The sequence below is a fragment of the Streptomyces sp. NPDC006435 genome, assembly GCF_040612315.1.
Classification (GTDB): Bacteria; Actinomycetota; Actinomycetes; order Streptomycetales; family Streptomycetaceae; genus Streptomyces.
Window position 1 is genome coordinate 1 of sequence record NZ_JBEXPY010000040.1, and the last position, 25,665, is coordinate 25,665.

At 74.8% G+C, this 25,665-nt stretch carries 22 protein-coding genes; 9 read left to right on the plus strand and 13 right to left on the minus strand.

Going from position 1 to position 25,665, the window contains the following annotated elements; all coding sequences use genetic code 11:
• Both ABZZ04_RS30270 and ABZZ04_RS30275 read left to right on the plus strand, forming a co-directional pair.
• The coding region (locus tag ABZZ04_RS30270) for an aminotransferase class I/II-fold pyridoxal phosphate-dependent enzyme (protein WP_356935408.1) at positions 1-1,034 on the plus strand (1,034 nt) is incomplete at its 5' end.
• A gap of 27 nt (positions 1,035-1,061) precedes the next feature.
• Complete coding sequence (locus ABZZ04_RS30275) at positions 1,062-2,117, plus strand: MBL fold metallo-hydrolase (RefSeq protein WP_356935409.1); 1,056 nt, start codon at positions 1,062-1,064, stop codon at positions 2,115-2,117.
• On the opposite strand, the gene ABZZ04_RS30280 is transcribed toward ABZZ04_RS30275, so the two are convergent.
• Both ABZZ04_RS30280 and ABZZ04_RS30285 read right to left on the minus strand, forming a co-directional pair.
• Positions 2,107-2,727, minus strand: a complete 621-nt coding sequence (locus ABZZ04_RS30280) for a VTT domain-containing protein (protein WP_356935410.1) — start codon at positions 2,725-2,727, stop codon at positions 2,107-2,109. The genes ABZZ04_RS30275 and ABZZ04_RS30280 overlap by 11 nt on opposite strands.
• Positions 2,724-3,506, minus strand: a complete 783-nt coding sequence (locus ABZZ04_RS30285; RefSeq protein ID WP_356935411.1) for an MBL fold metallo-hydrolase — start codon at positions 3,504-3,506, stop codon at positions 2,724-2,726. Before ABZZ04_RS30285 ends, ABZZ04_RS30280 begins: the two co-directional genes overlap by 4 nt.
• A 266-nt stretch (positions 3,507-3,772) precedes the next feature.
• Here ABZZ04_RS30285 and ABZZ04_RS30290 point away from each other — a divergent pair, with 266 nt between their 5' ends.
• The 6 genes from ABZZ04_RS30290 (at position 3,773) to secD (ending at position 12,868) form a co-directional block, all read left to right on the plus strand.
• Positions 3,773-4,186, plus strand: a complete 414-nt coding sequence (locus ABZZ04_RS30290) for a hypothetical protein (RefSeq protein ID WP_356935412.1) — start codon at positions 3,773-3,775, stop codon at positions 4,184-4,186.
• Between the two features lie 80 nt (positions 4,187-4,266).
• Positions 4,267-6,369 carry an alkaline phosphatase family protein gene (locus tag ABZZ04_RS30295; RefSeq protein WP_356935413.1) on the plus strand — a complete coding sequence of 701 codons (2,103 nt, stop codon included), beginning with the start codon at positions 4,267-4,269 and terminating at the stop codon, positions 6,367-6,369.
• A gap of 70 nt (positions 6,370-6,439) precedes the next feature.
• Complete coding sequence (gene ligA / locus ABZZ04_RS30300; RefSeq protein ID WP_356935414.1) at positions 6,440-8,548, plus strand: NAD-dependent DNA ligase LigA; 2,109 nt, start codon at positions 6,440-6,442, stop codon at positions 8,546-8,548.
• A gap of 265 nt (positions 8,549-8,813) precedes the next feature.
• Positions 8,814-9,632 (plus strand): rod shape-determining protein, encoded by an 819-nt coding sequence (locus tag ABZZ04_RS30305; protein WP_356935415.1) that lies wholly within the window; start codon positions 8,814-8,816, stop codon positions 9,630-9,632.
• Entirely contained in the window at positions 9,629-10,435 is an 807-nt protein-coding gene (locus tag ABZZ04_RS30310; protein WP_356935416.1) for a hypothetical protein, read from the plus strand. Before ABZZ04_RS30305 ends, ABZZ04_RS30310 begins: the two co-directional genes overlap by 4 nt.
• A gap of 30 nt (positions 10,436-10,465) precedes the next feature.
• Positions 10,466-12,868 carry a protein translocase subunit SecD gene (secD, locus tag ABZZ04_RS30315; protein WP_356935417.1) on the plus strand — a complete coding sequence of 801 codons (2,403 nt, stop codon included), beginning with the start codon at positions 10,466-10,468 and terminating at the stop codon, positions 12,866-12,868.
• A 229-nt stretch (positions 12,869-13,097) separates the two neighbouring features.
• On the opposite strand, the gene ABZZ04_RS30320 is transcribed toward secD, so the two are convergent.
• From ABZZ04_RS30320 to ABZZ04_RS30370, 11 genes are read right to left on the minus strand one after another with little or no spacing between them, the layout of a single operon-like run.
• Positions 13,098-13,532, minus strand: coding sequence for a hypothetical protein (locus ABZZ04_RS30320; RefSeq protein WP_356935418.1), 435 nt, complete (start codon positions 13,530-13,532; stop codon positions 13,098-13,100).
• Positions 13,529-15,127, minus strand: coding sequence for an ATP-binding cassette domain-containing protein (locus ABZZ04_RS30325; RefSeq protein WP_356935419.1), 1,599 nt, complete (start codon positions 15,125-15,127; stop codon positions 13,529-13,531). Before ABZZ04_RS30325 ends, ABZZ04_RS30320 begins: the two co-directional genes overlap by 4 nt.
• Complete coding sequence (locus ABZZ04_RS30330) at positions 15,124-15,909, minus strand: ABC transporter permease subunit (protein WP_356935420.1); 786 nt, start codon at positions 15,907-15,909, stop codon at positions 15,124-15,126. Before ABZZ04_RS30330 ends, ABZZ04_RS30325 begins: the two co-directional genes overlap by 4 nt.
• Positions 15,906-16,865 carry an ABC transporter permease gene (locus ABZZ04_RS30335; RefSeq protein WP_356935421.1) on the minus strand — a complete coding sequence of 320 codons (960 nt, stop codon included), beginning with the start codon at positions 16,863-16,865 and terminating at the stop codon, positions 15,906-15,908. Before ABZZ04_RS30335 ends, ABZZ04_RS30330 begins: the two co-directional genes overlap by 4 nt.
• The gene (locus ABZZ04_RS30340; protein ID WP_356935422.1) at positions 16,862-18,484 is read right to left on the minus strand and encodes an ABC transporter substrate-binding protein; all 1,623 of its coding nucleotides are present in this window, start codon (positions 18,482-18,484) and stop codon (positions 16,862-16,864) included. Before ABZZ04_RS30340 ends, ABZZ04_RS30335 begins: the two co-directional genes overlap by 4 nt.
• 43 nt (positions 18,485-18,527) lie before the next feature.
• Positions 18,528-19,331, minus strand: a complete 804-nt coding sequence (locus ABZZ04_RS30345; protein ID WP_356935423.1) for a methyltransferase domain-containing protein — start codon at positions 19,329-19,331, stop codon at positions 18,528-18,530.
• Between the two features lie 13 nt (positions 19,332-19,344).
• On the minus strand, positions 19,345-20,592 hold the full coding sequence (locus tag ABZZ04_RS30350) for an MFS transporter (RefSeq protein WP_356935424.1): 1,248 nt from the start codon (positions 20,590-20,592) through the stop codon (positions 19,345-19,347).
• Positions 20,589-21,650: an enolase C-terminal domain-like protein gene (locus ABZZ04_RS30355; RefSeq protein WP_356935425.1), complete on the minus strand. Its 1,062-nt coding sequence runs from the start codon at positions 21,648-21,650 to the stop codon at positions 20,589-20,591. The genes ABZZ04_RS30350 and ABZZ04_RS30355 overlap by 4 nt, the downstream gene beginning before the upstream one ends.
• Positions 21,647-22,738 (minus strand): cysteine synthase family protein, encoded by a 1,092-nt coding sequence (locus ABZZ04_RS30360; protein ID WP_356935426.1) that lies wholly within the window; start codon positions 22,736-22,738, stop codon positions 21,647-21,649. Before ABZZ04_RS30360 ends, ABZZ04_RS30355 begins: the two co-directional genes overlap by 4 nt.
• Complete coding sequence (locus tag ABZZ04_RS30365) at positions 22,735-23,568, minus strand: DUF364 domain-containing protein (protein WP_356935427.1); 834 nt, start codon at positions 23,566-23,568, stop codon at positions 22,735-22,737. The genes ABZZ04_RS30360 and ABZZ04_RS30365 overlap by 4 nt, the downstream gene beginning before the upstream one ends.
• Positions 23,565-24,821: an ATP-grasp domain-containing protein gene (locus ABZZ04_RS30370; RefSeq protein ID WP_356935428.1), complete on the minus strand. Its 1,257-nt coding sequence runs from the start codon at positions 24,819-24,821 to the stop codon at positions 23,565-23,567. The genes ABZZ04_RS30365 and ABZZ04_RS30370 overlap by 4 nt, the downstream gene beginning before the upstream one ends.
• 219 nt (positions 24,822-25,040) lie before the next feature.
• Here ABZZ04_RS30370 and ABZZ04_RS30375 point away from each other — a divergent pair, with 219 nt between their 5' ends.
• Positions 25,041-25,589 (plus strand): GNAT family N-acetyltransferase, encoded by a 549-nt coding sequence (locus ABZZ04_RS30375; RefSeq protein ID WP_356935429.1) that lies wholly within the window; start codon positions 25,041-25,043, stop codon positions 25,587-25,589.
• Positions 25,590-25,665: the final 76 nt, after the last annotated feature.

Sequence of the window (25,665 nt, forward strand, 5' to 3'; positions counted from 1 at the left end):
GCGGACTGCGCGGCGGCCCGGAACGCGTCGCCGCGGCCCCGGGCGCCCCGGCGCTGCTGCTCGCCCTGCTCGCGGCGCACGGCGGCGACGTGCTCATGCCGCGCCCCTGCCCGGCCGCCTGGATCCCGCAGGCCCGGCTGCTGGGCAGGCCCGCCTACCACGTGCCGACCCCGGCGGAGTGCGGCGGCGTGCCCGACCCGTACGCACTGCTGGAGACCGTGCGCAGGGTGCGCGCCGAGGGCGGCAGGCCCCGGCTGCTGCTGATCTCCGTCGTCGACGACCCGACCGCCACCGTCGCCCCGCCGGAGCTGGTCCGCGAGGCGTGCGAGGCGGCGGTCGCCGAGGGCCTGCACGTCGTCAGCGACGAGACCTGGCGCGACACCCTGCACCGGCCGCGCGAGACGGTCCTGCTCAGCCCGGCCGAGATGTGCCCCGACGACGTCACGGTCGTCTGCGACCTGGCCGGTGCGCTGACCCCGTCCGGCTGGCCGGTCGCGGTCGCGCGGTTCCCGGACACCGGACGGGCCGCGGTGCGCCATGCCCGTACGCTCGACGTCCTCACCGCGCTCGGCGCGCTCGTCGCGGGGCCGGTCGCCGAGGCCGCCGCCCACGCGCTGCGCGAACCGGAGGCCGTCACGGACCGGATCCGCCGGGCCGCCGCCCTCCAGGCGCGGATCGCCGCGGCGGCCCACCGGGCGGTCCTCTCGTCGGGCGCGCTGGCCAGGCCCCCGCAGGCGGGCCGCCACCTCTACGCGGACCTCGGGCCGCTCAGGTCCCGGCTGGCCGACCGCGGCGTCACCGACTCGCTGGAGCTGGAGGAGTACCTGACGGAACGCCTCGGCACGCCGACGCCGGGCGGGCACCGGTTCGGCGACGAGCTGGGGGCGCTGCGCGTGCGGCTGGGGACCGGGACGCTGCTGGGCGCGACGCCGGAACAGCAGACGGAGTCCCTCACCGCTGTGGCGCCCCTGGAATTGCCGCACGTGGCCCGAGCCCTGAGCATTTTCGCAGCGGCCCTCGACGAACTGCGATGAACGCACTGCGAAGACGGGAGTCCCTCGATGGCGGAACAGACCGGGCACCCCCGCCCCGGAACCGGACGCCCGCAGCCGGTGCGCGGCGAGATCGTCGGACCGCGCCCGCTCGGTGAGATACGGGACTGGCCCAGAAGCTTCGCCGACCGGCTCACCGCACCCCTCCCCGGTGTCGTGGGCGTGTCCCGACTGGCACGCGAACGGGCCCTGCGGCCCAACGCGGAGGGACTGCGCGGCGTCCAGCGGCTCCCGTACGCCCCCGAGCCCCTGCCACCCGTCCCGCCGGGGACCACGTCCGTCACCTGGGCCGGGCACGCCAGCTGGGTCGTCCGCACCGGCGGCCTCACCGTGCTCACCGACCCCGTCTGGTCCCGGCGCATCCTCGGCACCCCGGCCAGGATCACCCCGGTCGGCATCCGCTGGGACGACCTGCCGCCCGTGGACGCCGTCGTCATCAGCCACAACCACTACGACCACCTCGACGCCCCCACCCTGCGCAGGCTTCCCAGGGACACCCCGCTGTTCGTCCCCGCCGGGCTCGGCCGCTGGTGCCGCCGTCGCCACTTCACCTGCGTCACCGAACTCGACTGGTGGGAATCGGCCGAGCTGGACGGCGTCCGCCTCTCCTTCGTCCCCGCCCACCACTGGTCCAAGCGCACCCTCACCGACACCTGCCGCTCCCTGTGGGGCGGCTGGATCATCGACGCCCCCGGGCCCGACGGGCGACGGATCCACTTCGCCGGGGACACCGGTTACGGGCACTGGTTCGGCGAGATCGGCAGCCGTTACCCCGGCATCGACCTGACCCTGCTGCCGATCGGGGCGTACGAACCGCGCTGGTGGCTCGGCGACGTGCACACCGACCCGGAGGAGGCCGTCCAGGCGTACGAGGACCTCGGTGCCCGCGCGATGGCGCCGATGCACTGGGCCACCTTCCTGCTCTCCGCGGAACCCGTGCTCGAACCGCTGACCCGGCTGCGCACCGCCTGGCAACGGGCCGGACACCCCCGGGACCGGCTCTGGGACCTGCCGGTCGGCGGCTCCCGGCTGCTGGAACCGGTGCCCCGCACCGTCAGTGGCTGAACCGGGCCCGCGTCCTGCGCCACACCACGGGCACCCCGCTGACCAGCAGCGTCAGCCCCACCGCCGCGGCCACCCCCTGCCACGGCTCGGGGAAGATCCAACCGCCCAGGACCCCGATCAGCTGGTACGTCGCCGCCCACGCCAGGCACGCCGGCACGTCGCCGCGCGCGAACCGGCGCAGCGGCATCCGCCCCAGCAGACAGGCCAGCATCACCGGAATCCGCCCCGCCGGCACCAGTCGGGACAGCACCAGCACCACCCCGCCGTGCTCGTCCAGCTTCTGCCGCGCCTGTGCCAGCCGCTCCGGGGCGGCCCGGTCGCTGAGCGTCCGGAGCCACTTCGAACCGTTCCGCGACCGCACCCCGCGCTGCCCGAGCCAGTACAGGCAGATGTCGCCGAGGAACGCCGCGGCCGACGCCACCGCGAAGACGATCAGCAACGAGAACGGCGACGAATGGTGCAGCGCCACCACCGCGGCCGAACTCACCAGCGCGCCCGTCGGCACCACCGGCACCAGCGAACCCACCGCCACCAGCAGGAACAGGGACGGATAGCCGACCGCCTGCTGCGTCGACTCCGGGGGCAGCTGCCCCACCACCTCGTGGATCACCCGGCGGCCTCCGGCCGCACCCGCTCGCCGTGGGACAGCCGGTGCACCGCCACCTCCGGCGCCAGCAGCGCCGCCTTGCGGACGAACTCGTCGCCCGGTGCGTGGAACTCGTGCGGCCGGACCCCGTCCATGCCGATCGGCCAGTACGTGCCGTAGTGCACCGGCACGGCCGAGCGCGGCGCCAGCCGGGTCAGCGCCTGTGCGGCCCGGCCCGCGTCCAGATGGCCGTGGCCCAGGTACGGGCCCCAGCCGCCCACCGGCAGCAGCGCGACGTCCACCGGACCGACCGCCTCCGCCATGTCCTCGAAGAGCCCCGTGTCACCCGCGAAGTACGTACGGGCCACGCCCTCGACCACATAGCCCAGCGCGGGGGAGCGGTGCGGCCCCATGGGCAGTCGCCTGCCGTCGTGCAGGGCCGGGACAGCCCGCACCCGCACCGCGCCGACACGGACCTCGTCGCCCGCCGCCACCTCGGTGATCAGCAGCCCGCGCTCCGAGCGCAGCCCCCGCAGCCCCGGCACGGAACGCGCCGCGCCCACCGGCACCACCAGCCGGGTGCCGGGGGCGAGCCGGGACAGGGACGGCAGGTGCAGGTGGTCGGAGTGCAGGTGCGAGACGAGCACGACATCGGCGACCGCGGCCTCGGGGCCGGGCAGCTCGCCGCGCCGACGGCGCAGATGCGCGAAGCGCCGTACGAAGAGGGGATCGGTCAGCACCCGGACCCCGGAGTCCTCGATCGTGCAGGTGGCATGACCCCACCAGGTGACTTCCACCGGCACGCGCCGCCTCCTCGTTCCCGGGCTTCTCGTTCCGGCCCCGCGTCGAGCCTAAGGGCTCCCCGCCCCCACCGGGACGGTCCAGCGGGGAGGGGCGCACATGTGTTCCGGGATTCCGCCCCGCTCACTCCCCCGTGCGCGGTGTGCGCCTTCTTGTACGCGGGCACGGAGGGTAAGGTCGCCGGTACGCCCAGGCAGCGCCCGGTCAACGAGCCCGGTGCGCGGGCGGTCGGCGGCAGGTGCCGGACACGGCCTACGGGGGATCGGTCATGGGGGACGTGAAGGACGTACGGGTGGCGGCCATCGCCAGTCTCACACCGCTCGAGGAGCTCGACGAGGACCCGTTCCTCGTGGACACCCGCAGCCAGCAGGACATGTGCGCCCGCTGGGCCGCGGACAAGGGATACGTCGTCACCCGGCAGCTGCGCCTCTACGGGCTGCGCCCCGACCACCACGCCCTGTGGACCGACGTCGACAACGGCGACGTCGAGGTGTTCGTCGCCGCCAACGACCGGGTGCTGGCCCGTGCCCTCACCTCCGTGCCCGAGTTCGCCGCCGAGTGCGAGCGGCGCGGCGTGCGCCTGGAGGTCGCGGACCTCGCCGAGCCGCTGTACACCCCCCGCACGAAGGCGGGCGTGCACCGAAGACTCTCCATGCCGACCGCCGGCTACGACGGCTGCTGACCGGCCGCCCGCGGTCCCGCTGTGAAAGGCTGGGGGACCGAGGCCCGGAACGGCGGGGGCCGGACGTGAGGTGGAACGGCGTGGGCGACGGGCGATGGCGAACGGTCGGCAGCGCCCTGTTGCGAGTGGTGCTGGTGTGGGCGGTGTCGACGTTCACGATGCTGGTGCTCGCCGGGATCCTGCCGGACTTCCAGCTCCAGTCGGACGACGGCGACAGCATCACCAAGATCGCGTTCACCGCGGCCTGGGGCGCCGGCGCGTTCGGTCTGCTCTCCGCCCTGGTCTGGCCGGTCCTGGTCCGGGCGCTGCTCATCGTGCCCGCGCTCGTCCTCGGACTGCTCGTCTTCTTCCTGAACGGTTCGCTGCTGCTGCTCGCCCTGCGGCTCATCCCGGACGGGCGCGGAGCGGTGGCACCTCAGACGGCGGTCGTCGTCGCGGCCGTGATGTCCGCCGTCGCCTCGGCGACCTCCACCGCGCTCGCCGTCCGCGACGACAACGCCTACCGGCGCCGGCTCTCCCGGCTCGCCGACCGCCGCCGACGGCGCAGCGGCGCGGACGCCGGGCGCAGCGGCCCCCCGGGCACCGTCTTCATCCAGCTCGACGGCGTCGGCCACGACGTGCTCGCCCGCGCCGCCGACCAGGGCCTGATGCCGACCGTCGCGGGCTGGCTGGCGGACGAGGAGGGGCACCGGCTCACCCCGTGGCGCACCGACTGGTCCAGCCAGACCGGGGCCAGCCAGCTCGGCATCCTGCACGGCAGCAACCACGACGTCCCCGCCTTCCGCTGGTACGAGAAGGAGACCGGCGACGTCATGGTCTCCAGCAGACCCGCGAGCGCCCTCGAACTCCAGCGCAGGGCCATCGCACGCACCCGCGACGGCGGACTGCTCACGGTGGACGGGGCCAGCCGCGGCAACCTCTTCAGCGGAGGCGCGGAACAACTGGCCCTGGTCCTGTCCATGGCGGCCCGGCTCGGCAAGGGCCGCCGCTCCAGGGCCGGGTACTTCGCCTACTTCTCCGATCCGGCCAACGCCGTGCGCACCGCGCTGTCCTTCGTCGCCGAGGTCTGCCGCGAGATCGGGCAGTCGATCGCGGCCCGGATCCGGAAGGACGCCCCCCGGATCAAGCGCGGCGGGCTCTACCCCTTCATCCGGGCCTTCGCGACCGTCGTCGAACGCGACGTGGTGGTCTCCGCCGTCATCGGCGACATGTTCGCCGGACGCACCGCCGTCTACGCCGACCTGGTCGCCTACGACGAGGTGGCGCACCACTCCGGACCCGACAGCCGTGACGCGGACAAGGTCCTCGCCCGCCTGGACCGCTCGCTCGCCCTGATCGCCAAGGTCGCCGAGCACACCCCGCGCACCTACCGGATCGTGCTCCTCTCCGACCACGGACAGAGCCCCGGGGAGACCTTCGCCGGGGCGTACGGGCTGACGCTCAAGGACCTGGTGCGGGCGGGCTGCGGACTGCCCGTCTCCCGCCGGGCGCAGCGCACCCGCAGCGGCTCGGAGGCCCGCGACGCGGTACGGATCGCCCTGCACCGGCGGCCCGCCGAGGAGAGCGAGGCCGAGCACCTCACGAAACCGTCCGACCCGGTCGTCCTCGCCTCCGGCAACCTCGGGCTCGTCTCCTTCCCCGACATCGAGGGGCGGGCCTCGCGCGAGCGGCTCGACCGGGAACGGCCCGCCCTGCTGGGCACCCTCGCCAACCACCCGGGCATCGGTTTCCTGCTGGTGCGCAGCGAGCGCCACGGATCGGTGGTGCTGGGCCGGGGCGGGGAGGAGGTCCCGGTGGCGGAACTGGAGGACGGGAAGGGGCCGCTGGCGCCGTTCGGCCCCGGCGCGGCGGACGCGGTGCGCCGCACCGACACCTTCCCGCACGTCGCCGACATCATGGTCAACTCGATGTACGACGACGCCACGGGGCGGGTGCACGCCTTCGAGGAACAGATCGGCTCGCACGGCGGACTGGGCGGCCGGCAGTCCCGGCCCTTCCTGCTGTGGCCCGCGGACCTGTCCGCCCCGGTCGCGACGGGCTCGGAACTGGTGGGGGCCGAGCAGGTGCACGAGGTGCTGCGGCGCTGGCTGCGGGAGTGCTCCGGGCCACAGGTCCCGATCGGGCGACCGGGCACGGAGGACGGGACGGACGGGGCCGACGGCACGGTCGAGGCGGCCGGCTGACGCCCGCGCAGGCCGCCCACCGCCCCGGCCCCCGGGCCGCGGGACGGCGTTGTCAGTGGTGGACGGCAGGATGGGGGCCATGACGAACTCAGCTGTTGTGCTCGCCGATGCCGCCGCCTATGCCGCCGCGGTCGAAGAGGCCTCGCAGGCCGCCGCCGCGTACTACGCCACGGGCGAGAGCACGCTCGACGACGACGCCTACGACCGGCTGGTGCGGGGGATCGACGCGTACGAGCAGGAGCACCCGCAGGAGGTGCTGGCGGACTCGCCGACCGGCAAGGTGGCGGGCGGCGCGGCGACCGGGGACGTGCCGCACACGGTGCCGATGCTGTCCCTGGACAACGTCTTCTCCGCCGAACAGTTCGTCACATGGACGGCGTCGCTGGAGCGCCGGATAGGCCGCCCCGTCGCCGCCTGGAGCGTGGAGCCGAAGCTCGACGGACTGGCCGTCGCGGCGCGCTACCGGGCGGGCCGCCTGGAGCAGCTGATCACCCGGGGCGACGGCACCGCGGGCGAGGACGTCTCGCACGCGATCGGCACCGTGGTCGGTCTCCCCGGGGAGCTCGCCGAGCCGGTGACGATCGAGATGCGCGGCGAGATCCTCATGACGAACGAGCAGTTCGAGCAGGCCAACGCCGTGCGCACCGAGCACGGCGGCGCCCCCTTCGCCAACCCCAGGAACGGCGCGGCGGGCACCCTGCGGGCCAAGGACCGCGCGTACACGGTGGAGATGACGTTCTTCGCCTACGGGGCCCTGCCGCTGCCCGACTCCGGCGAGCTGACCGACACCCTCGCCGAACTCCCGCACAGCGAGGTCCTGGCGTACGTCGCCGGGCTCGGCGTGCACACCGCCGCGGACACGGACGTGGCGCCGCGCACGGTGACCACCGTCGAGGAGGTGCAGAGCCGGGTCGAGGAAGTCGCCGCCCTGCGCGCCTCGTTGCCGTTCGGCATCGACGGCATCGTGATCAAGGCCGACCTCGCCGCCGACCAGCGCGAGGCCGGTTCCGGGACCAGGGCGCCGCGCTGGGCCATCGCCTACAAGCTGCCCGCCGTCGAGAAGGTCACCCGGCTGCTCGGCGTCGAGTGGAACGTGGGCCGGACCGGCATCATCGCCCCGCGCGCCGTGCTGGAGCCGGTCGAGATCGACGGCTCGACCGTCAGCTACGCCACGCTGCACAACCCCGCCGACATCACCCGCCGCGACCTGCGCCTGGGCGACCGGGTGATGGTCTACAAGGCGGGCGACATCATCCCCCGGATCGAGGCGCCGGTCGCCCATCTGCGGACCGGCGACGAGAAGCCCATCGAGTTCCCCGAGGCCTGCCCGCAGTGCGGCTCCGAGATCGACACCAGCGAGCAGCGCTGGCGCTGTGTGCGGGGCCGCAGCTGCCGCCTGGTCGCCTCCGTCTCGTATGCGGCGGGCCGCGACCAGCTCGACATCGAGGGCCTCGGCGCGACCCGGGTCGTCCAGCTCGTCGACGCCGGTCTGGTGGCCGACTTCGCCGACCTCTTCACCCTCGACCGCGAACAGCTGCTCGGTCTGGAGCGGATGGGCGAGACCAGCACCGACAACCTCCTGGCCGCCATCGAGACGGCCCGGACCCAGCCGCTCTCCCGGGTCTTCTGCGCGCTGGGCGTACGCGGCACCGGCCGCTCCATGTCCCGGCGGATCGCCCGGTACTTCGCGGACATGGACCGGATCAGGGCCGCGGACGAGGAGGAGCTCCAGCGGGTCGACGGGATCGGCAAGGAGAAGGCCGCCGGCGTCGTCGCCGAGCTGGTGGAGCTGGCCCCGCTGATCGAGAAGCTGGTGGCCGCCGGGGTCAACATGACGGAACCCGGTGCGACGCCCCCGCCCGCGCCGGGCGAGGAGGGCGAGCAGACGGCGGACGCCGCCGCGGACGGGGCGGGCGGCCTGCCGCTGGACGGGATGACCGTGGTGGTCACCGGGGCCATGACCGGCGCGCTGGAGAAGCTCTCCCGCAACGAGATGAACGAGCTGATCGAGCGGGCGGGCGGCAAGTCCTCCTCCAGCGTCTCCAAGCGCACCACGCTCCTGGTCGCCGGGGAGAAGGCCGGGTCCAAGCGCACCAAGGCCGAGGACCTCGGCATCCGGATCGCCGCACCGGACGAGTTCGCCGAACTGCTCGCCGGATTCCTGCCGTCGGAGGTGTGACGCACGGCCCGGACCCGGTGTGACACACGGCCCGGACCCGGTGTGCCGCACGGGGAGCCGCGGTGCGGCGCACGGCGGGGGCGTGGTGTGCCGCACGGCGGGGGTGTGGTGCGGCGCCCCGGAGCCGTGCTGCCCGAGCCCTTTGATTTTGCCCGGGAGTGGCTTTCTTTGCCTCCCTATTGCATAGTGAGGGCTCGGCCATGCCTCGCTATCAGCGGGTCCATGGGTGGGTGAACGGCTGTGGTGACGGGCCGGAGGAGGGACGATGCGTTCTCTGCACTACGGACGCCGGCCCGACCGGCCGGCCGGCCCCGGGTACCGGGGCATCACCCGCGGCCTCGCCATCGATCTCGGCAGTTCCCGCACCCGGGCCTGGATGCCCGGACACGGCGTCATCACCGACGCCCGCAGCGACTTCGGCACCGGCGCCGGGCACGGCCACCCGGTCCGGCGCGGACGCATCGTCGACTTCGAGTCCTGCGGCCGGATGCTCGGCCGCATCGCCGACATGGCCCTGGGCGAGGACCGCACGGGCACCGTGATCGTCCTCAGCCATCCCGTCCTCGCCGGGGCCGGGCACCGCGCCGCGGCGAAGGAACTGGTCGCGGCGCTCGGGCCGGTGGACGTCATCGCGCTGGACAGCGCGCGGGCCGCCGCCGCGTACGCCGGACCGGGGGACGGCGGCCCGCTGCTCGTCGTCGACATCGGCGCCGAACTCACCGAGGCGACCCTGCTCGTCGACGGCCGGGTCCGCGACGCCCGCCAGGCCGAATCGGGGCTGAGCGACCTCGCCCCGTCCCAGCCCGCGGCCCCCGTCGTCCGCACCGTCCTGGACATGGTCACGGAGATGTGGAAGCAGGACCGGCACGGCGCCGTCCTGGGCGCCCTGCGCAGGGGCCCGTTGCTCACCGGCGGCGGCGCGGCCCGACACGACGTCACCGACGCGATAGCGGCCCGCCTCGGGGTACCGGTGCGCCCCGCCGACGACCCGGCGACCACGGTCGTACGGGGCGCGGGAATGGTCCTCAGCTCCGTGCTCCGCCACGCGGGCGCGGTACCCGCCCTGCCCGGCCGACCGAGGTGACCCCCCTCCCGGGGCCGCCCCCGGGAAACGCGCACCCGGGGCCGCGTCCGGCGCACGCCGCAGCCCATCCGCAGGACGACACGCGCGACGCACGGCGCGCACGGCCGCACGACGGTGCGCCGTCCCCGTACCCGGCGCACCGGGACGGCACCGCCGGTTCGCGTGCCGGGCGCCGCACCCCGGACAGCACGCGCCGCGCACCGGACGACACGCGCCGGACCCGGCCGGGCGCCCCGGCCGGAGGCGCCGCACGGGCCGCCCGGCAGACGCTGGTCGCCCTGCTCCTCGCCGTCCTCGCGGTGGTCGGCGGCGCCCCCGCGTCCGCGTTCCCCGCCCGGCCGTCCGCCGGGGTGCCGCCCTCCGAGGCGCACTCGCCGGGCGGCCACCGCCCCACCCCGCACACCGACCGGACCACCCGCACGGGCATCGTCGGCGACACCCGCCGCACCCGCGCGGGCACCGCCCCCGAAACCCGCCGGGGCCGTACCGCCACGGCGACCGACCACCACCGGCCCGCACCGGTGACCGGGCCGGAGCCCCGGCCCCGGGCAGGCGCCGACCAGGCCCGCCTCCCGCACCATCTCCCGCCGCCGGGCTCCCACTTCACGCTGCCCGGCACCTTCGGCGTCCGCGCGCCCGACCGGGCCGGCCCGCGGGCCCCCGAAACCGCTTCCCCCACCGTCGACCGCTTCCGCGCCGCGCTTCCGGGCGTGCGCGGACCTCCGAGGACGGCCGTGCACCGGCCACCGGTCCTGCCACCGGTCCCGTTCCACGCAACCGCCGTACCGTCCTCGCCGAGGTGAGGACGCCCGGCGTCCCCTCGGAGGAAACCCATGACTCGCGCCACCACGGTGCGAGCGGTTCTGGCTGCGGCCGTGCTGCTCGTCTCCGTGTTCATCACGCTGACCATGTCACCCAGACTCGGCCTCGACCTTCAGGGCGGCACCAGAATGGTGCTCCAGGCCAAGGACTCGGACACCGCGAAGGCGGACCGGGAGAGCACCGAGCACACCCTCGAAGTACTGCGCCGGCGCATCGACTCGCTCGGCGTCACCGAACCCACCCTGACCCGTTCCGGCGAGGACCGGATCATCGTCGAACTCCCCGACGTCCAGGACCCGCGCAAGGCCGCCGAGGTCATCGGGAAGACCGCACAGCTCAGCTTCCACGCCGTCCAGGGACCGGGCACCCCGGACGAACCGAAGCCCGGCGACAAGGACGCGCAGGACGGGAAGAAGCCCGGCGACAAGGGCACGCAGGGAGAGAAGAAGCCCGGCGACAAGAGCACGCAGGACGGGAAGAAGTCCGACGGCGGGCTGACGCTTCCCGACGAGCAGGGCCGCCCCCTCGCCCTCGGCCCGTCCAGGCTCTCCGGCGCGGGCGTCAAGGACGCCACCGCCGCGTTCGACGGCCAGCAGGGCGCCGGGTGGACCGTGTCCCTCGACTTCCACAAGAAGGCGGGCAGGGACTGGACCGAGCTGACGGGCGAAGCAGCCTGCAACCCGGCCCAGGACGACCGCCGCCGGGTCGCCATCGTCCTCGACGACCGGATCATCTCCTCCCCGCAGGTCTCCCCGTCGGTCGGCTGCGGCGTCGGCCTGCCGTCCGGATCCACCCAGATCACCGGCTCCTTCAGCGCGGACGAGGCCAGGGAACTGGCCCTGCTCATCAAGGGCGGGGCCCTGCCGCTGCCCGTCGAGATCGTCGAGCAGCGGACCGTGGGACCGACGCTCGGCGCCGCCGCCATCGACGCCAGCGCCCGCGCCGCCCTCATCGGAGCCGCGGCCACCGCGCTCTTCATCACCATCGTCTACCGGCTCTTCGGCGCGCTCGCGGCCGCCGCGCTCGCCGCCTACGGGCTGATCTCCTACGCGGCCCTGGTCGGCCTCGGAGTCACCCTCACCCTGCCCGGCCTCGCCGGATTCGTCCTGGCCATCGGGATGGCGGTCGACGCCAACGTGCTGGTCTTCGAACGGGCCAGGGAGGAACACGCACAACATCCCGGCCGGTCCCTGCGTTCCTCGCTGACCGCCGGATTCCGCAACGCCTGGAGCGCCGTCGCGGACTCCAACGTGACGACGCTGATCGCGGCCGGACTGCTGTTCTTCCTCGGTTCGGGACCGGTGAAGGGCTTCGGGGTCACGCTCGCCATCGGGGTGATCGCCTCGATGTTCTCCGCGCTCGTCATCGCCCGCGCGCTCACCGAGATCGCCGCGCGCTCCCGCTTCGTCAGCAACTATCGGGGCGTCAACGGCATCGCCACCCCCGGCCGGGTGCGCACCTGGCTGAGCCGTCGCGACCCCCGGCCGATGCGGCACCCGCGCCGCTGGCTCCTGATCTCCACCGCACTGGTCGTCGTCGCCGTCCTCGGCATCGTCGTGCGCGGCGTCAACCTGGGCGTCGAGTTCACCGGTGGCCGGCTCGTCGAGTACTCGACCAGCCAACCCGTCGACGTGGAGCGGGCCCGTACCGTCCTGGCCGACGCGGGCTTCGGCGACGCCGAGGTCACCACGGCGGGCGCGGGCGACCTCTCCGTACGGACCGGAAAGATCGACAACGACCAGGAACACGCACTGCGTTCCGCGCTCGCGGCGGAGGGCGGCGAGACCACCAAGGTCCGCGACGAACTCATCGGACCCAGCCTCGGCGACGAACTGCGGCGCAACGCCCTGATCGCGCTCGGCATCGCCGTCCTGGTGCAACTGGCGTACCTGGCGGTCCGGTTCCGCTGGACGTTCGCGGTGGGCTCGGTGGTGGCGCTCGTCCACGACGTCATCATCCTGGTCGGCGCCTTCGCCTGGCTCGGCCGCACCGTCGACGGCATCTTCCTGGCCGCGCTCCTCACCGTCATCGGGTACTCCGTCAACGACTCGGTGGTGGTCTTCGACCGGGTCCGGGAACTGTGGGCGAAGGCCCGGCGGGTGCCCATCGCCACGATCGCCGACCGGGCCGTCCTCCAGACCGTCCCCAGAACGGTCAACACCGGAATGGGCGCGCTCTTCATCCTCGCCGCGCTCGCCGTCCTCGGCGGCGACTCCCTCGCGGACTTCGCGCTCGCCCTGCTGATCGGCATCTGCGTCGGTACGTACTCCTCGGTGCTGACCGCCGTACCGGCCGCGCTCGTCCTGGAGCGGAGCAGCAAGGCCCCGCCGCCCGCCCGGAAGCGGTCGCCCGGCCGCAAGTCCGGCACGGGCCGGGCCCGCCGGGACCCGCTGGACAACGGAGCACAGGTGTAGGGCCTCCGCCCGGACCGGGCCGGTCCGGGCGGAAGGTGCCGGTGACCGGCACCGATGGGCGTGTGCCCGGCCGTCGTCCCCCGGCCGGGCACACGTACACGTACCGGCTCGCCGCCGGGACCCGCGGAAAGGGCCCCGGCGGCGAGCCGCACGTTCATGTCCCGGCCGTTCCTGCGGCGGGCCCCTCGATTCCGCCCCGCTGCCGACCCGGGAACCCGAATGCGGTCCCCTACGCGACCCAGCAGTAGACGCCCCGGCCCCGGCTCCGGGCGTCGCCGACGAGGGCGGCCAGGTCGCCCAGGATCGCCTCGGCGACCTCCACGTCGACGGCCTCGCCGTCCTCCGCGCGCCGCGCGACCCACGCGGCGGCGACGGCCCGCAGCCCGGACGGTCCGGCCCCGGCGAGCGCGGCGGACAGCCGGGGCGAGAGCGCGAGGACGACGCACCCGTCGTCGTCCCGGCCGGCGACGAGACGGGGCTCGCCGGCCTCGACGAGCTCCTCGAAGCTCCCACCGGCGAGCAGGCACTCCCACTCGATCACGGCCTCCTCGGGATCGAAGTTGCCGAAGGAGAGCGACTCGAACGCGCGTCGCGGCCCGGTCGGGAGGACCAGGGCCGCCGACGCGTCGTCCGGGGCCGCGAAGAACTCGACGAGGATGCTCATCCGGGCATCATGCCCGACCGCCCACGAGCGTGATCGCCGAGGTGGGAGCCCGATCCCGTGGCGCCTTCCGCCGGCCGATCGGCGTCTTCCGCCGGCCGGCCGGTGAACGGGTGCCGCGGAGCCGTGGAGATCTGGTGCGCGGGTCCCTCCTCGACGAGGGCGCCCGCCTCCAGCACGGCGACGCGGGTGGCGGACGCCGCCACGGCCGGGTCGTGGGTGATCAGGACCAGGGACAGATCCCCCCGGTCGCGCACCAGCCCGGTGAGCGTGTCGAGGATGTCCCGCCGGGTGACCGTGTCGAGGCCGGAGGTGATCTCGTCGCAGATCAGCACCCGGGGCCGGGCCAGCAGGGCACGGGCCAGCGCGGCGCGCTGGAGTTCGCCGCCGGAGAGCCCGCCGGGGCGGCGGCGCACGAGGTCCTCGTCCAGGCCGAGGCCGCTGAGGGCGGTGAGCGCTTCGGCCAGGGCGTCCGGCCCGGCCGCCCCGCGCAGCCGTACCGCCGTCCGGGCGACCTGCTGGAGGACCGGGCGGTATTCGTCGAACGCGGCCCCGGCGTCCTGGAAGACGTACTGGACGGCGGCGAGTTGCCGACGCGTGCGGTCCCGCAGGCTGCGCGGGAGAGGGACGCCGTCGAGGAGGATGTCGGCGTCGTGGTTCCGGTGCAGTCCGGCCAGGCAGCGGGCCAGGGTGGTCTTCCCGCTGCCCGAGCGGCCGACGACGGCCAGGCATTCGCCGGCGCGGAGGGCGAGTCCGGGCACGCGGAGCACCGCCGTCCGGCCGTGCCGGGCGGTGAGGGGCCCCGTCCGGAGGACCACCTCGCCCCCGGACGCCGGCCCGACGCGGACGGTGCCGGCTCCGGACGACAGGAGTTCGGCCGTCCAGGGGTGTCGCGGCGCGCGCCACAGGCGCTCGGCCGGTGCGGACTCCACCACGCGCCCGTCACGCATGACCACGACCTCGTCGGCGAGCGCGCGCACGACGTCCAGGTCGTGGCTGAGCAGGACGACGCCGATCCCCTCCCGGGCCACGGCGGCGAGCCGGTCGACGACGCCCCGCTTCGTCAGCGGGTCCTGGCCCGTGGTCGGCTCGTCGGCCACCACCACCTCGGCCCCGAGCAGCAACGCCTGTGCGAGGACGACGCGTTGCTGCTGCCCGCCCGACAGCTGATGGGGGTGGCGCCGCAGCAGCGCCCCGGGTTCGGGAAGCCGGACCGACGACAGGGCCCGCAGCACACGCTCGTGGACGGCGGCCCGGCGGGCCCGGTACGGCAGGTGCCGCACCCGGGCACGGGCGATGTCCCGCAGCAGGGCCCCGACGCGGCGCGCGGGATTGAGCACGGCCCCCGGGTGCTGGGGGACGTACCCGATCGGCCCGTCGGGCACGCGGACGTCGCCGGACACGCGGGCACCGGCCGGGTACTCGCCGAGCAGCGCGCGGCCCGTGGTCGTCTTGCCGCTGCCGGACGCGCCCACGACGGCCGTGATCCTGCCGGGGAGCACCCGGAGCGCGACCCCGTCGACGATCACCCGGCCGCCGACCTCCACGCGCAGGTTCCTGATCTCCGCGACCGGGCTCACGGCGTCCACGGCGTTCACGTCCGTTTCCTCTTCTCCAGTCCGGCGTCCACGAGCAGATTGGTGCCCATGGTCAGGGCGACGACGAGCAGGGCGGGCACGACCACGGCCCAGGGCTGCACGAACAGTCCGGTGCGGTTGCGGTCCACCATCACCGCCCAGTCGGCGGCGTCCGGCTCGACACCCACGCCGAGGAACGCCGCGGTGGCGACGAGGTACAGCACCCCGGTCAGCCGCACGCCCGCGTCGGCGGCGAGCGTGCGCGCCACGGACCGGCCGACGTGGCCGACGGCCGTGCGCCACCAGGTCTCGCCCTGCATCCGCAGCGCCTCGACCGCCGGGCGCGCCGCGGCCCCGGCCGCCGCGGCCCGGACGATGCGGGCGGCGTCCGGGATGTTGACGAGGGCCACCAGCAGGGCGAGGCCGACAGGGCCCGGGGCGAGGACGGCGGCGACGAGCAGGACCATCAGCAGCGACGGCACGGCGAGCAGCACGTCCAACGGCCGCATCAACAGCTCTTCGAGCCAGGCACGGTGGGTGAGGGCGCAGGCGACCCCGACGGGGAACGCGACCAGACAGGTCACGGCGGTCGCGGCCAGTGCCACCAGCACCACCGAGCGGCCGCCCAGCAGGACCTGGTGCCAGACGTCCCGGCCGACGAAGTCGGTGCCGAGCCAGTGCCCGCCGCCGAGCGCGAACGAGGCGGCGCGGGGCCCGGGTTCGCCGACGAACAGCGGTCCCGCGAGGGCCAGGGCGAGGGGGACGCCCACGACGACGGCGCCGAGCACGGAACGGGACCTCACGCCGCCACCTCCGACCGCGGTGCGAAACGGCGCGCGACCAGGTCGGCGCCGAGGTTGAGCACGACGGCGGTGACGCCGAAGACGACGGCGAGGCCCTGGACCACGGGCACGTCCCGTTCGGCGACGGCGTTCATCAGGACGGTGCCGAGGCCCGGGATCACGTACAGCGCTTCCACGACGATGACGCCGCACAGCAGCCAGTCGACGGTGCGGGCCAGCTGCTGGGCGGCCGGCGCCACGGCGTTGGGGAGGGCGTGCCCGTACCGGACGCGGACGCCCGGGACGCCGCAACGGCGGGCGTGCGCCGCGTACGGGGCGGCCAGCGCGTCGATCATGCCGGCGCGCACCAGCCGGGCGAGGGAACACACCGGGCGGGAGAGCAGGACGAGGACGGGGAGCACCAGGGCGGCGGGATGGGCCAGGAGGTCGGTGCCGTGGCCGACGGCGGTCGGCGGGAACCAGCCCAGACGCAGTGCGAAGACGGTGACCAGCAGCACGCCGAGGGCGAACTCGGGCACGGCGTACGCGCCGAGCGTCACCGAGCTGACCAGCCGGTCCACGAACCGGCCCTCGTGGCGGGCGGCGAGGACACCGAGGCCGACACCGAACGGGACGAGGAGAACGACCGTCAGGGCGGCGAGCAGCAGCGTCGGTCCGTAGCCGTCGGCGAGATACGTGCCGACGGGCCGGCCGGAGACCAGGGACGTGCCGAGGTCCCCGTGCGCCAGCCCGGACACCCAGTCCGCCAGGCGTTCGTGCGCGGGCCGGTCCAGGCCCGTCGCCTCGCGGATGGCGGCGATGCGCTCCGGGTCGGGCCGGTCGCCGGCGAGCGCGACGGCGGCGTCGCCCGGCAGCGCCTCGGTGAGGGCGAAGACGAGCAGCACGACGGCCGCCGTCTGCACCGCACCGAGCAGCAGCCGCCGGGCGATCCAGGGACGCGATCCCGATCCGCTCACGCGAACCACACCTTGTCGAAGCGCGCCCAGTCGAGGGAGTTGGCCGGTGCCTCCGCCGCCACGCCGCGGACGTTGCGGGCGGTGCCGATGATCCAGTCGGCGAAGCCCCAGACCAGGAAACCGCCCTCGGCGTGCAGACGCCGCTGCATCCGGTGGTAGACGGCGGTCCGGGCGGCCCTGTCCTCGGTGGACTGCGCCTGCCGGTAGAGGGCGTCGAAGTCCTTGTGGTGCCACTTGGTGGCGTTGGTGGTGGAAGCGGTGAGCAGGCGCTGGGAGATGTGGGTTTCGATGGGCATGGCGCCGGAGCGGTAGGAGCAGAGGGTGCCGGAGTCGAGGATGTCCTTCCAGTAGCTGTCCTTGCTGCCGGTCCTGACGGTGACGGTGACGCCCGCCCTCGCGGCCTGGTCCCGGAAGATGATGGCGGCCTCGGTGAATCCGGCGGCCACGGGCGAGGTGTCGAGGGTGACCTCCAGCCCCTCGGCGCCCGCCCGCCGGAGGAGCGCCCCGGCCCGGTCGAGGTCCTGTTCCCGCTGGGGCAGGCCCGCGGCGTAGTACTCGTAGCCCCGGCCGAACAGGTCGTTGCCCACCTCGCCGGCACCGGACAGGGCGCCGTCCACCAGTTCCTCGCGGTCGGCGATCAGGAAGAACGCCTCCCGTACGCGCCTGTCGTCGAAGGGCGGCCGGTCGGTCTTCATCGCGAAGGACTGCATGGCGCTGTTGCGGAGCCGGACGATCTCGATCCGGTCCCCGCCCTCGTGGGCGCGGGCGGTGGTGGGGTCGAGCTCGTGGGCGTACTCGATCTGGCCGCCGAGCAGGGCGTTGACGCGGGCGGACTCCTCGTTGGCGACGATGAACTCCAGTTCGTCCAGGTACGGGGCGCCGTCCCAGTAGTCCTCGTTGCGCCGGAGGACGGCGGACTTCCCGGGGGCGAAGGAGACGAAGCGGAACGGGCCGCTGCCGACCGGCCCGTGGTCGAAGTCCTGCTCGCCCTCGGGCACGACGTACGCGCCGAAGGAGGCGAGCACGTTGGGGAACTCGGCGGTGGGGCGCTTGAGGACGAACTCGACGGTCCTTGCGTCCAGTGCGCGGCTGGCCCCGAGGTCGATGGGTTCCAGGGACGCCCCGGCGCGGAACGCCCGCTTCGGATCGGCGATGCGCCGGTAGCTGTACAGGACGTCGTCGGCGGTCACCGGTCTGCCGTCGTGGAAGACGGCCTCGCGCAGGGTGACCCGCCAGCGGTCCAGTCCGGCGGCGGACTCCCACCGTGCGGCGAGGCGCGGCCGGGCGGACAGATCGGGGCCGTGGTCGGCGAGCTTGTCGAAGAGGGCCTTGGCGCGGGCCACGTCCGCGAAGAGGTTGGCGAGGTGCGGGTCGAGCGTCTCGCTCGCCCCGCCGCCGGCGAACGCGGCGCGCAGGCGCCCGCCGCGCCGGGGCCTTCCACCGGCCTTCGCGGTACCGGCGGCCGGTCCGGGACCGGCACAGCCGGTGAGGCCGAGGGCGCCGAGGCCGACGGCGCCCGTGGCGACGGAGAGGAGGCCCCGGCGGTGGATACCGGGCGGGCGCGGGCCGGGCGCGGGGGCGTCGCCCACCGGGGCGCCGGGCAGGGGTATGTCGTTCATGACGGTGTTCCTTGCTGCTGTACGGGCGGACGGGGCGCGGGGTTCAGGGACGGGTCGCGGCGGCGAGGCGGGCCACCAGGTGCAGCCGGTCGCCGTCGGCGGTCGCGGCGGGCAGGTCGCCCTCCTGCCACGCAGGCTCGGTGCGCGGGCCCGGCCCGTCGTGCAGGGCGAGCACCTCGAAGCCGTGGAACGCGAGCAGATGGCGCAGTTCCTGGGGGAGGAGCAGGCGCCACGCGGAGCGCTGCTCGACCGGCGGTGAACCGTCGTCGGCGGTCCACACCCGGACCCGGCGCAGCAACTGGGCGGCCCTGTCCACGAACAGGGTGGTGGTGGAGCGGTAGCCGGTGCCCTGCCAGGTGAAACCGTTGACGGACGGGGAGCCGAGGAGTTCCGTGCGGCCGAGGAAGAACGCGCCGTTGCGCATCTCCGCGACGAGCAGACCGCCGGGCGCCAGCGCACGGCGGCAGGACGCCAGGAACCCGTCGAGCTGATCGTTGGTGTGGCAGTACAACAGGGCGCTGTCCAGGCACACGACGGCGTCGAAGGCCCGTGCCCCGAGATCGAAACCGTGCAGGTCGGCCCGGACGTACACGGGGCCGGGGTGCTGGTCGCCGGCGTACGTCAGCATCGCGGCGGACAGATCGGCGCCGGTGACCGTGCGACCGGCGCGGTGCAGGTGGGCGGCGTCGCGGCCGGTGCCGCAGCCGATGTCCAGGACGCGGGGGCCGGGCGCCCCGTACCGGCGCAGGCAGTCCTCGGCCCAGCGTCCGGCGATCCGTCCGGGGTCGGGGAAACGCGCCTCGTACAGCGCCGGGTTGTCGGTGAGCAGGTTCGCGGTGGTGGACATGGGGGTGTGCTCCTCACGCGGTCGCGGGGTGGGCGGGCAGGATCCGGTGGCGGTGCAGCAGGGCGACGGCGACGGCGGAGCCGAGTCCGAGGACCAGGCAGCACACCCACGGCAGCCATGGCGCGTCCGTGCGGTCACCGGTGTCCATGGCCCAGCCGACGAGCGTGTTGCCGAGGGCGGCGGCGAGGCCGGAGACCATGTGGAACAGGCCGAAACAGGTGCCGGTGAGTTCGGGCCGGCCGAAGCCGGAGACCAGCTCCATCACGAACGGCTGGGCCAGCATCAGTCCCAGATGGAGCAGCAGGGAGCCGGCCAGGACGGGCAGCGCGCGCAGCGCCGCGTCCGCGGGGCCGTCGGGGGCCGTGCCGTGTCCCGACACCGCCATCGGCGGCACGAAGGACAGCCCCATCAGCGCGAGCCCGGCGCCGACCCAGTGCGCCCTGCTCGCCCGCTCCTTCAGCGCGGCGGTGACGCGCATCTGGAGGCAGAGGTTGGCGAGGGCGCCGACCAGGAGGACGAGCCCTGCGGCGCCTTCCCAGCCGGTCGCCCGCCGGGCCCCGTCGGGCAGCAGCAGGTACAGCTGGTTCTGCAGGGTGAACATGCCGACCACGGCCAGGGCGAAGGCGAGGAAGCCGCGGTTGCCGATCACCTCGCGCCAGTCGTCGACGACCCGGCCACCGGTCGGCACGACCCGGCGGGCCGGGAGCACCAGGGCCTGGGCGAGGGTGAGCAGTGCGAAGATCCCGGCCGCGGTGAGCGCGGAGGCACGGAAGTCGACCAGCAGCAGGGCGCTGCCGAGCAGCGGTCCGAGCAGGGCGCCGGTGGTGGCGAAGACGTTGAACAGGGCGAACGCCTCGGTCTTGCGTTCCCCGGCCTCCAGGGCGAGGAAGGCCCGCACGGCCGGGTTGAACAGTGCCCCGGCCAGTCCGCTGAGCACGGAGGCGGCCAGGAGCACGGGCAGTCCGTCGCCGAGCGCGAACAGCCCGAAGCCGACGGTGCGCAGGGCGCATCCGGCGATGATGACGCCGCGCGCTCCGAGCCGGTCCGACGCCGTCCCGCCGATGAGGAACAGCCCCTGCTGGCTGAGGGTGCGCACACCGAGCACGGTGCCGACGACTGCCGCGGACATCCCCAGGTCCTCCCCCAGGTGCAGGGCGAGGTAGGGGACGAGCAGGTAGAAACCGGTGTTGACACCGAGCTGGTTCACCAGCAGGAGCCGGACCGCGGGCGGGAAGCCACGTATCTCGTGCCACGTCCTCATGCCCCGGTCCCCCCGGTGCCGCGCTCACGCTCGCGCACGCCCAGGCCCGGGGCCCCGCCCGCCCGGACGGTGCCGTCGGTGCCGCCGATGCCCGTCCACGGGTCGTCGGCGAGCAGCAGATGACCGTCGAGGTCGACCCAGCGGGCGCGGTCGGCGAGGTGGACGGCCGGGGCGATGCCGAGGGTGCTGGCGGTCAGGCAGCCGAGCATCAGCTCGGTTCCGCTGCCCGCGATCAGCTCGGCGATCCGGAGCGCGGCGCCGACACCGCCGCACTTGGCCAGCTTGACGTTGACGCCCTGGACCCGTCCGGCGAGCCGGCGGACGTCCTCGACGCCGACCGCGTCCTCGTCGGCGACGACGGGCAGCGGCGAGCGCTCCGCGAGCCTCGCCAGCGCCTCCGGATCGCCCGGGGCCAGGGGCTGTTCGACGGCCTCGACACCCAGCTCCGCGAAGAGCGGCAGCAGCCGTTCGGACTCCCGGACGGTCCACGCCCCGTTGGGGTCGAGCAGCAGCCGGGCGCGGGGCGCCGCGGCGCGGACGGCCCGGACCCGGGCCAGGTCCTCGTCCGGGTCCGGTGCGCCGGCCTTGACCTTGAGGACCCGGAAGCCGTCGCGTACGAGGCGGGCCGCCTGCGTCCGGGCCCGCTCCGGGGCGACGATGCCGATGGTGCGGGCGGTCGCGGCATGCGGCGGGGCTCCCCGGGAGCCCAGGAGCCGGTGGACCGGGACGCCCGCCCGCCTGCCGGCCAGGTCGAGCAGCGCGGACTCCACGGCGGCGGTCACGGCCGGCGGGGCGGCGGCCCGTGCCCCGGTGCGGAAGGTCTCCAGCGCGCTCTCGGGATCGGGGAAGCGGGCCAGCCACCGGGACTCCGCGTGCAGCAGCCGTTCCAGGGCGGCGGTGTCGAGCCCGTAGTACACGCTGGTGACGGCCTCGCCGTGGCCGTGCAGCCCTTCGTGCCCGACGGTCAGCCAGACCGCCTCGCGTGCCGTCATGGTGGAGCGGGAGATGCGCAGCGGTTCGGCGAGGTCGAGGCGCACGGTGCGCAGGCCGGCCCTCACGGCTGCGCCTTCGGGGCGGTGGTGAGCGGATCGGTGACGGTGCGGCAGCGGACCCAGCCGGTGGCCTCCACGGCCCGGGGGTGCGGGATCTCGACGGGGCGGACGGCGGCGGTGGCGGGGTCGATGCCGTGGGCGGTGGTGAAGTCGTCGTCGAAGACGCTGCCGAGGTAGCGGTGCGGGCCGTCGGGGAAGACGGTGGCGACGACCGCGCCGGGGTGGACGCGGGCGGCCCAGGCGGCTACGAGGGCGACGGCGCCGGTGCTCCAGCCGCCGCTGACGAAGGCGCCGCGGGCCAGTCGGCGGCAGGCGTCGACGGCCTCGGCGGGGCCGACCCAGTGGACCTCGTCGAAGGCGTCGTAGGCGACGTTGCGCGGGTGGATGCTGCTGCCGAGGCCGCGCATGAGACGGGGTCTGGCGGGCTGGCCGAAGATGGTGGATCCGGTGGCATCCACGCCGATGAGCCGCAGGCCGGGCCAGTGGCGCCGCAGCGGTCCGATGATCCCGGCGCTGTGGCCGCCGGTTCCGACGCTGCACACCAGCACGTCGAGGTGGTCGAGCTGGGCGACCAGTTCGACCGCCAGGGAGGCGTAACCCGCCGTGTTGTCCGGGTTGTTGTACTGGTCGGGCCAGTACGCGTCCGGGAGCAGCCCCAGCAGCTCGCGCAGCCGGGCGAGCCGGGCGGCCTGCCAGCCGCCCTCGGCCGCCGGACGGTCGACGAGTTCCAGACGGACCCCGTACGCGCCCAGCAGTTGCCGCATCGAGGGCTCCAGCTCGATGTCGCCGACCAGTACGACGGGGTGGCCGAGGGCCTGTCCGGCGAAGGCCAGTCCGATGCCGAGCGTTCCCGAGGTGGACTCCACCACGGGTGCGCCCGGCCGCAGTTCGCCGCGCTCCCGGGCGCCCAGCAGCATGGCGACGGCGGCGCGTGCCTTCATGCCGCCGGCGCCGAGCCCTTCGAGCTTGGCCCAGAAGCCCGGCTGCGGGCACGGCAGGTCCACGGTGACGCGGGCGAGCGGGGTGCGGCCGAGCAGTCCGAGGAGTTCCCGGTTGCCCGCGGCGCGCGCGGTGTCGAGGACGGCGGTGGTCACCGGGCACCTCCGTAGTGGTGGATGGTCCCCGGGCCGCCGTCCAGCCAGAAGAAGGGGTACGGCTCCGCGCAGACCGCGGTGACGCCCGAGCCGATCAGGCGGGGCAGGACCGCACTGCCGGTCTGCGCGAACATCACCAGGGGGATGCCGCGCCGCCGCGCCCCTCGGCGCAGCGGCTCGAAACTGCCGTTGCCGAGGGTCATGCCGGAGGCGAGGACGGCGTCGCAGCGCTCCAGCCCGGCCAGGGCGTCGGTGCGCACCGGCTCGCCCCATTCGGTCGTGCCGCCCTTGAGATCGCAGGGGACGTACGCGAGACCGCGCGCCCGCAGGGCCTCCAGCAGCGAGTTGACCACGCCCACGACGAGCACGGTCGCCCCGGGCCCGACGTCGACCAGCTCCACCACGGACCGGGCCCTGGCCCGGGACTTCTCCAGCGAGGTGCCGGCGGGCAGCGGGCAGGGCCGGGCTCCGTTGCCGGGGCCGTGCGGCAGTACGTGCATGAGGTACGCGTCGAGGGCGGCGACCCGGACGGGCGGCAGCTCGTGCTCCAGGAGGCGTGCGACGTCGGCGCCGACGCAGTCCTCGACGGCGCCGTCGGGCAGCTCTCCGGGCTCGACCGCGCAGGACCCCACGGCTTCGGCGAGACGCAGGCTCAGCACCTCGTTCCGGTAGCCGGAGCCGCGCCCTTCGTGGCGCACCGCCTGCCGGGTGGTGAAGGCCACCGCGATCCGCCGGGTGCGCGGGTCGGGGCCGAGGTCGCCGGCCAGTACGCGCCCGACGAGGTCGTCGTACGAACGGGCCGTGACGGGCGTGCCGGTGAGGGCGGTCATCCGGCCACCACCCGGGGGCGCAGCCGGGCGAGGAGGGCTTCGACGCGGGCCCGGGCGGCCGGGCCCCGCGCGTCGCCGGCCATGACGTGGCCGAGGTACTCGTTGTTGCTGCCCGCGGCCCGGACGGTCCGGCCGGGGTCGGCGAGCCGCAGCTCCAGCACGTCGTCCGCGGCGCGGACGACGTCGGCGCCGTCGACGGCCTCCAGCACCCCGTCCTCGTCCGGCACCAGGAAACCGATCGCGGCACTGGTCAGTCCGGTGGCGCGGCGGCGCAGGTCCGGCTCGCGGCCGAGGGCGACGTCCACGCAGGCACCGGCGAGGTCGATGCCGGTCACATGGCGCACGAGTTCGGTGATGCGGTTGCCGGCGGGCCGGGGGTTGACCTCGATCAGACGGGGGCCGTCGGCCGTCAGTTTGAGCTCGGTGTGGGCGACGACCCCGTCCAGGCCCAGCGCCCGGAGCGCCCGGCACGCGGTCTCCCCGGCGGCCGCGGTGTCCGCCGGGTCCAGGGCGGCGGGGAACATGTGCCCGGTCTCGATGAAGGCGGGGGCCCCGCCGATGCTCTTGTCCGTGACGCCGACGACCGTCACGGTCCCGCCGTGCGACACGGTCTCCACGCTCACCTCCGGCCCTTCGAGGAGCTCTTCGAGCAGCACCACGGGGGCGCGGCGCTGTCCGCGGGCGTTGACGGGGAAGTCGGCGAGCGCGCGGTGGGCGCGGGCCAGTCCGGCCTCGTCGTCGACGCGGCGCACGAACATCCCCGCACACAGGTCCACCGGCTTGAGCACCAGCGGGTAGCCGATGTCATGTGCCGCGGCGGCGGCCTGCGCCCAGTCCTCGCACACGGCGAACCGCGGCCCCGGGAGGCCCGCCCCGGCCAGGACCCGGCGGGTCGCGTCCTTGCGGCAGGCGTTCTCGACCGCCTCGGGCGTGGGACCGGGCAGTCCCAGCCGCCCCGCGATCCGTGCGGCCGTCGGGAGGTAGTAGTCGCAGGAGGTGATCACCCCGTCGAAGCGCAGGGCCGCGTGGGCCCGCTCGACGAAGGGCAGCAGCGCTCCGGTGTCGTTGGTCTCCGCGGTGAGCACGTGGCGGGCCGAGAGGAGGGGGTGCGCGGTGCCCTCCGGGGCGGAACGCAGGTAGTGGTGCAGGTCGCGGGTCAGCAGGGTGAACTCGTCCCCCGCCTCGCGGACGGCCCTTGGCAGCAGTCTGCTCATGGACCCGACCCAGCTCTCGACCATCAGCAGATGAGCCACGACTTCCCCTTCTCACGGCGCGGTTGAGGTGTGATCCGGTCACGGCGGCAGCGCCGGCCAGGGCGCGCTCGCTTGACCGAGAGGGACCTTATCGGCAATCGTTTTCATTGTCATCTGATGGGGGCACAGCTTCTCCGCCCACGAGACGCACGCCCGCCGTCGTACGCCCGCGCCCGGCGCGACGGGCCCAGCGCCCCTCGCGCACCCCAGGAGAATCTGATGAACCACCCCCCGAAGCCGCCCTACACCGTGCGCCCCGCAGGCCCGGCCGATGTGGAGGGCGCCCGCCGGGTCATGCTCGACACCTTCTACCGGGACTTCGGCTACGGCTACGTGCCCGAGTGGCACCGCGACGTCGTCGAGATCGGGAGCACCTACCTGGACGACCCGCGCCACCTGCTGCTGGTCGCCGTGCACGACGACCGGGTGGTGGCCACCACCGGAATCCGCTCGACGGGGCCGGCCCATCCGCCGCACCCGCGCTGGCTCGCCGAGCGCTACCCCCCGGGCACCACCGCACAGCTCGTGCGGGTCTACGTGAGTCCGGAGCACCGGCGGCACGGCCTGGCCCGCACCCTCGTGGAACGGGCCTGCGCCTTCGTCGCCGGGACGCCCGGGTACGACAGCATCTACCTGCACACCAATGTCGACGTCGAGGGCGCCGAGGCGTTCTGGCACGGCATGGCCAAGGAGATCTTCGACGCCCGTACGACGGGGGAGCACGGACCCGGCGTCGGCACCGTGCACTTCGAGATCCCGTTGCCGTGACGCGGCCGGCCCGGGCCCGGCGGGCGACCGGAGGGAGCGGAACGGGCGCATGACGCGTCGGGGCGCGGCCGTCGGC

Bases quoted from the DNA above. Each gene is read 5' to 3' on its own strand.
- ABZZ04_RS30275 (WP_356935409.1), top strand. From the start codon at position 1,062: ATGGCGGAACAGACCGGGCACCCCCGCCCCGGAACCGGACGCCCGCAG.
- ABZZ04_RS30290 (WP_356935412.1), top strand. From the start codon at position 3,773: ATGGGGGACGTGAAGGACGTACGGGTGGCGGCCATCGCCAGTCTCACA.
- ligA (WP_356935414.1), top strand. From the start codon at position 6,440: ATGGGGGCCATGACGAACTCAGCTGTTGTGCTCGCCGATGCCGCCGCC.
- ABZZ04_RS30305 (WP_356935415.1), top strand. From the start codon at position 8,814: ATGCGTTCTCTGCACTACGGACGCCGGCCCGACCGGCCGGCCGGCCCC.
- secD (WP_356935417.1), top strand. From the start codon at position 10,466: ATGACTCGCGCCACCACGGTGCGAGCGGTTCTGGCTGCGGCCGTGCTG.
- ABZZ04_RS30320 (WP_356935418.1), bottom strand. From the start codon at position 13,532: ATGAGCATCCTCGTCGAGTTCTTCGCGGCCCCGGACGACGCGTCGGCG.
- ABZZ04_RS30340 (WP_356935422.1), bottom strand. From the start codon at position 18,484: ATGAACGACATACCCCTGCCCGGCGCCCCGGTGGGCGACGCCCCCGCG.
- ABZZ04_RS30345 (WP_356935423.1), bottom strand. From the start codon at position 19,331: ATGTCCACCACCGCGAACCTGCTCACCGACAACCCGGCGCTGTACGAG.
- ABZZ04_RS30350 (WP_356935424.1), bottom strand. From the start codon at position 20,592: ATGAGGACGTGGCACGAGATACGTGGCTTCCCGCCCGCGGTCCGGCTC.
- ABZZ04_RS30365 (WP_356935427.1), bottom strand. From the start codon at position 23,568: ATGACCGCCCTCACCGGCACGCCCGTCACGGCCCGTTCGTACGACGAC.
- ABZZ04_RS30375 (WP_356935429.1), top strand. From the start codon at position 25,041: ATGAACCACCCCCCGAAGCCGCCCTACACCGTGCGCCCCGCAGGCCCG.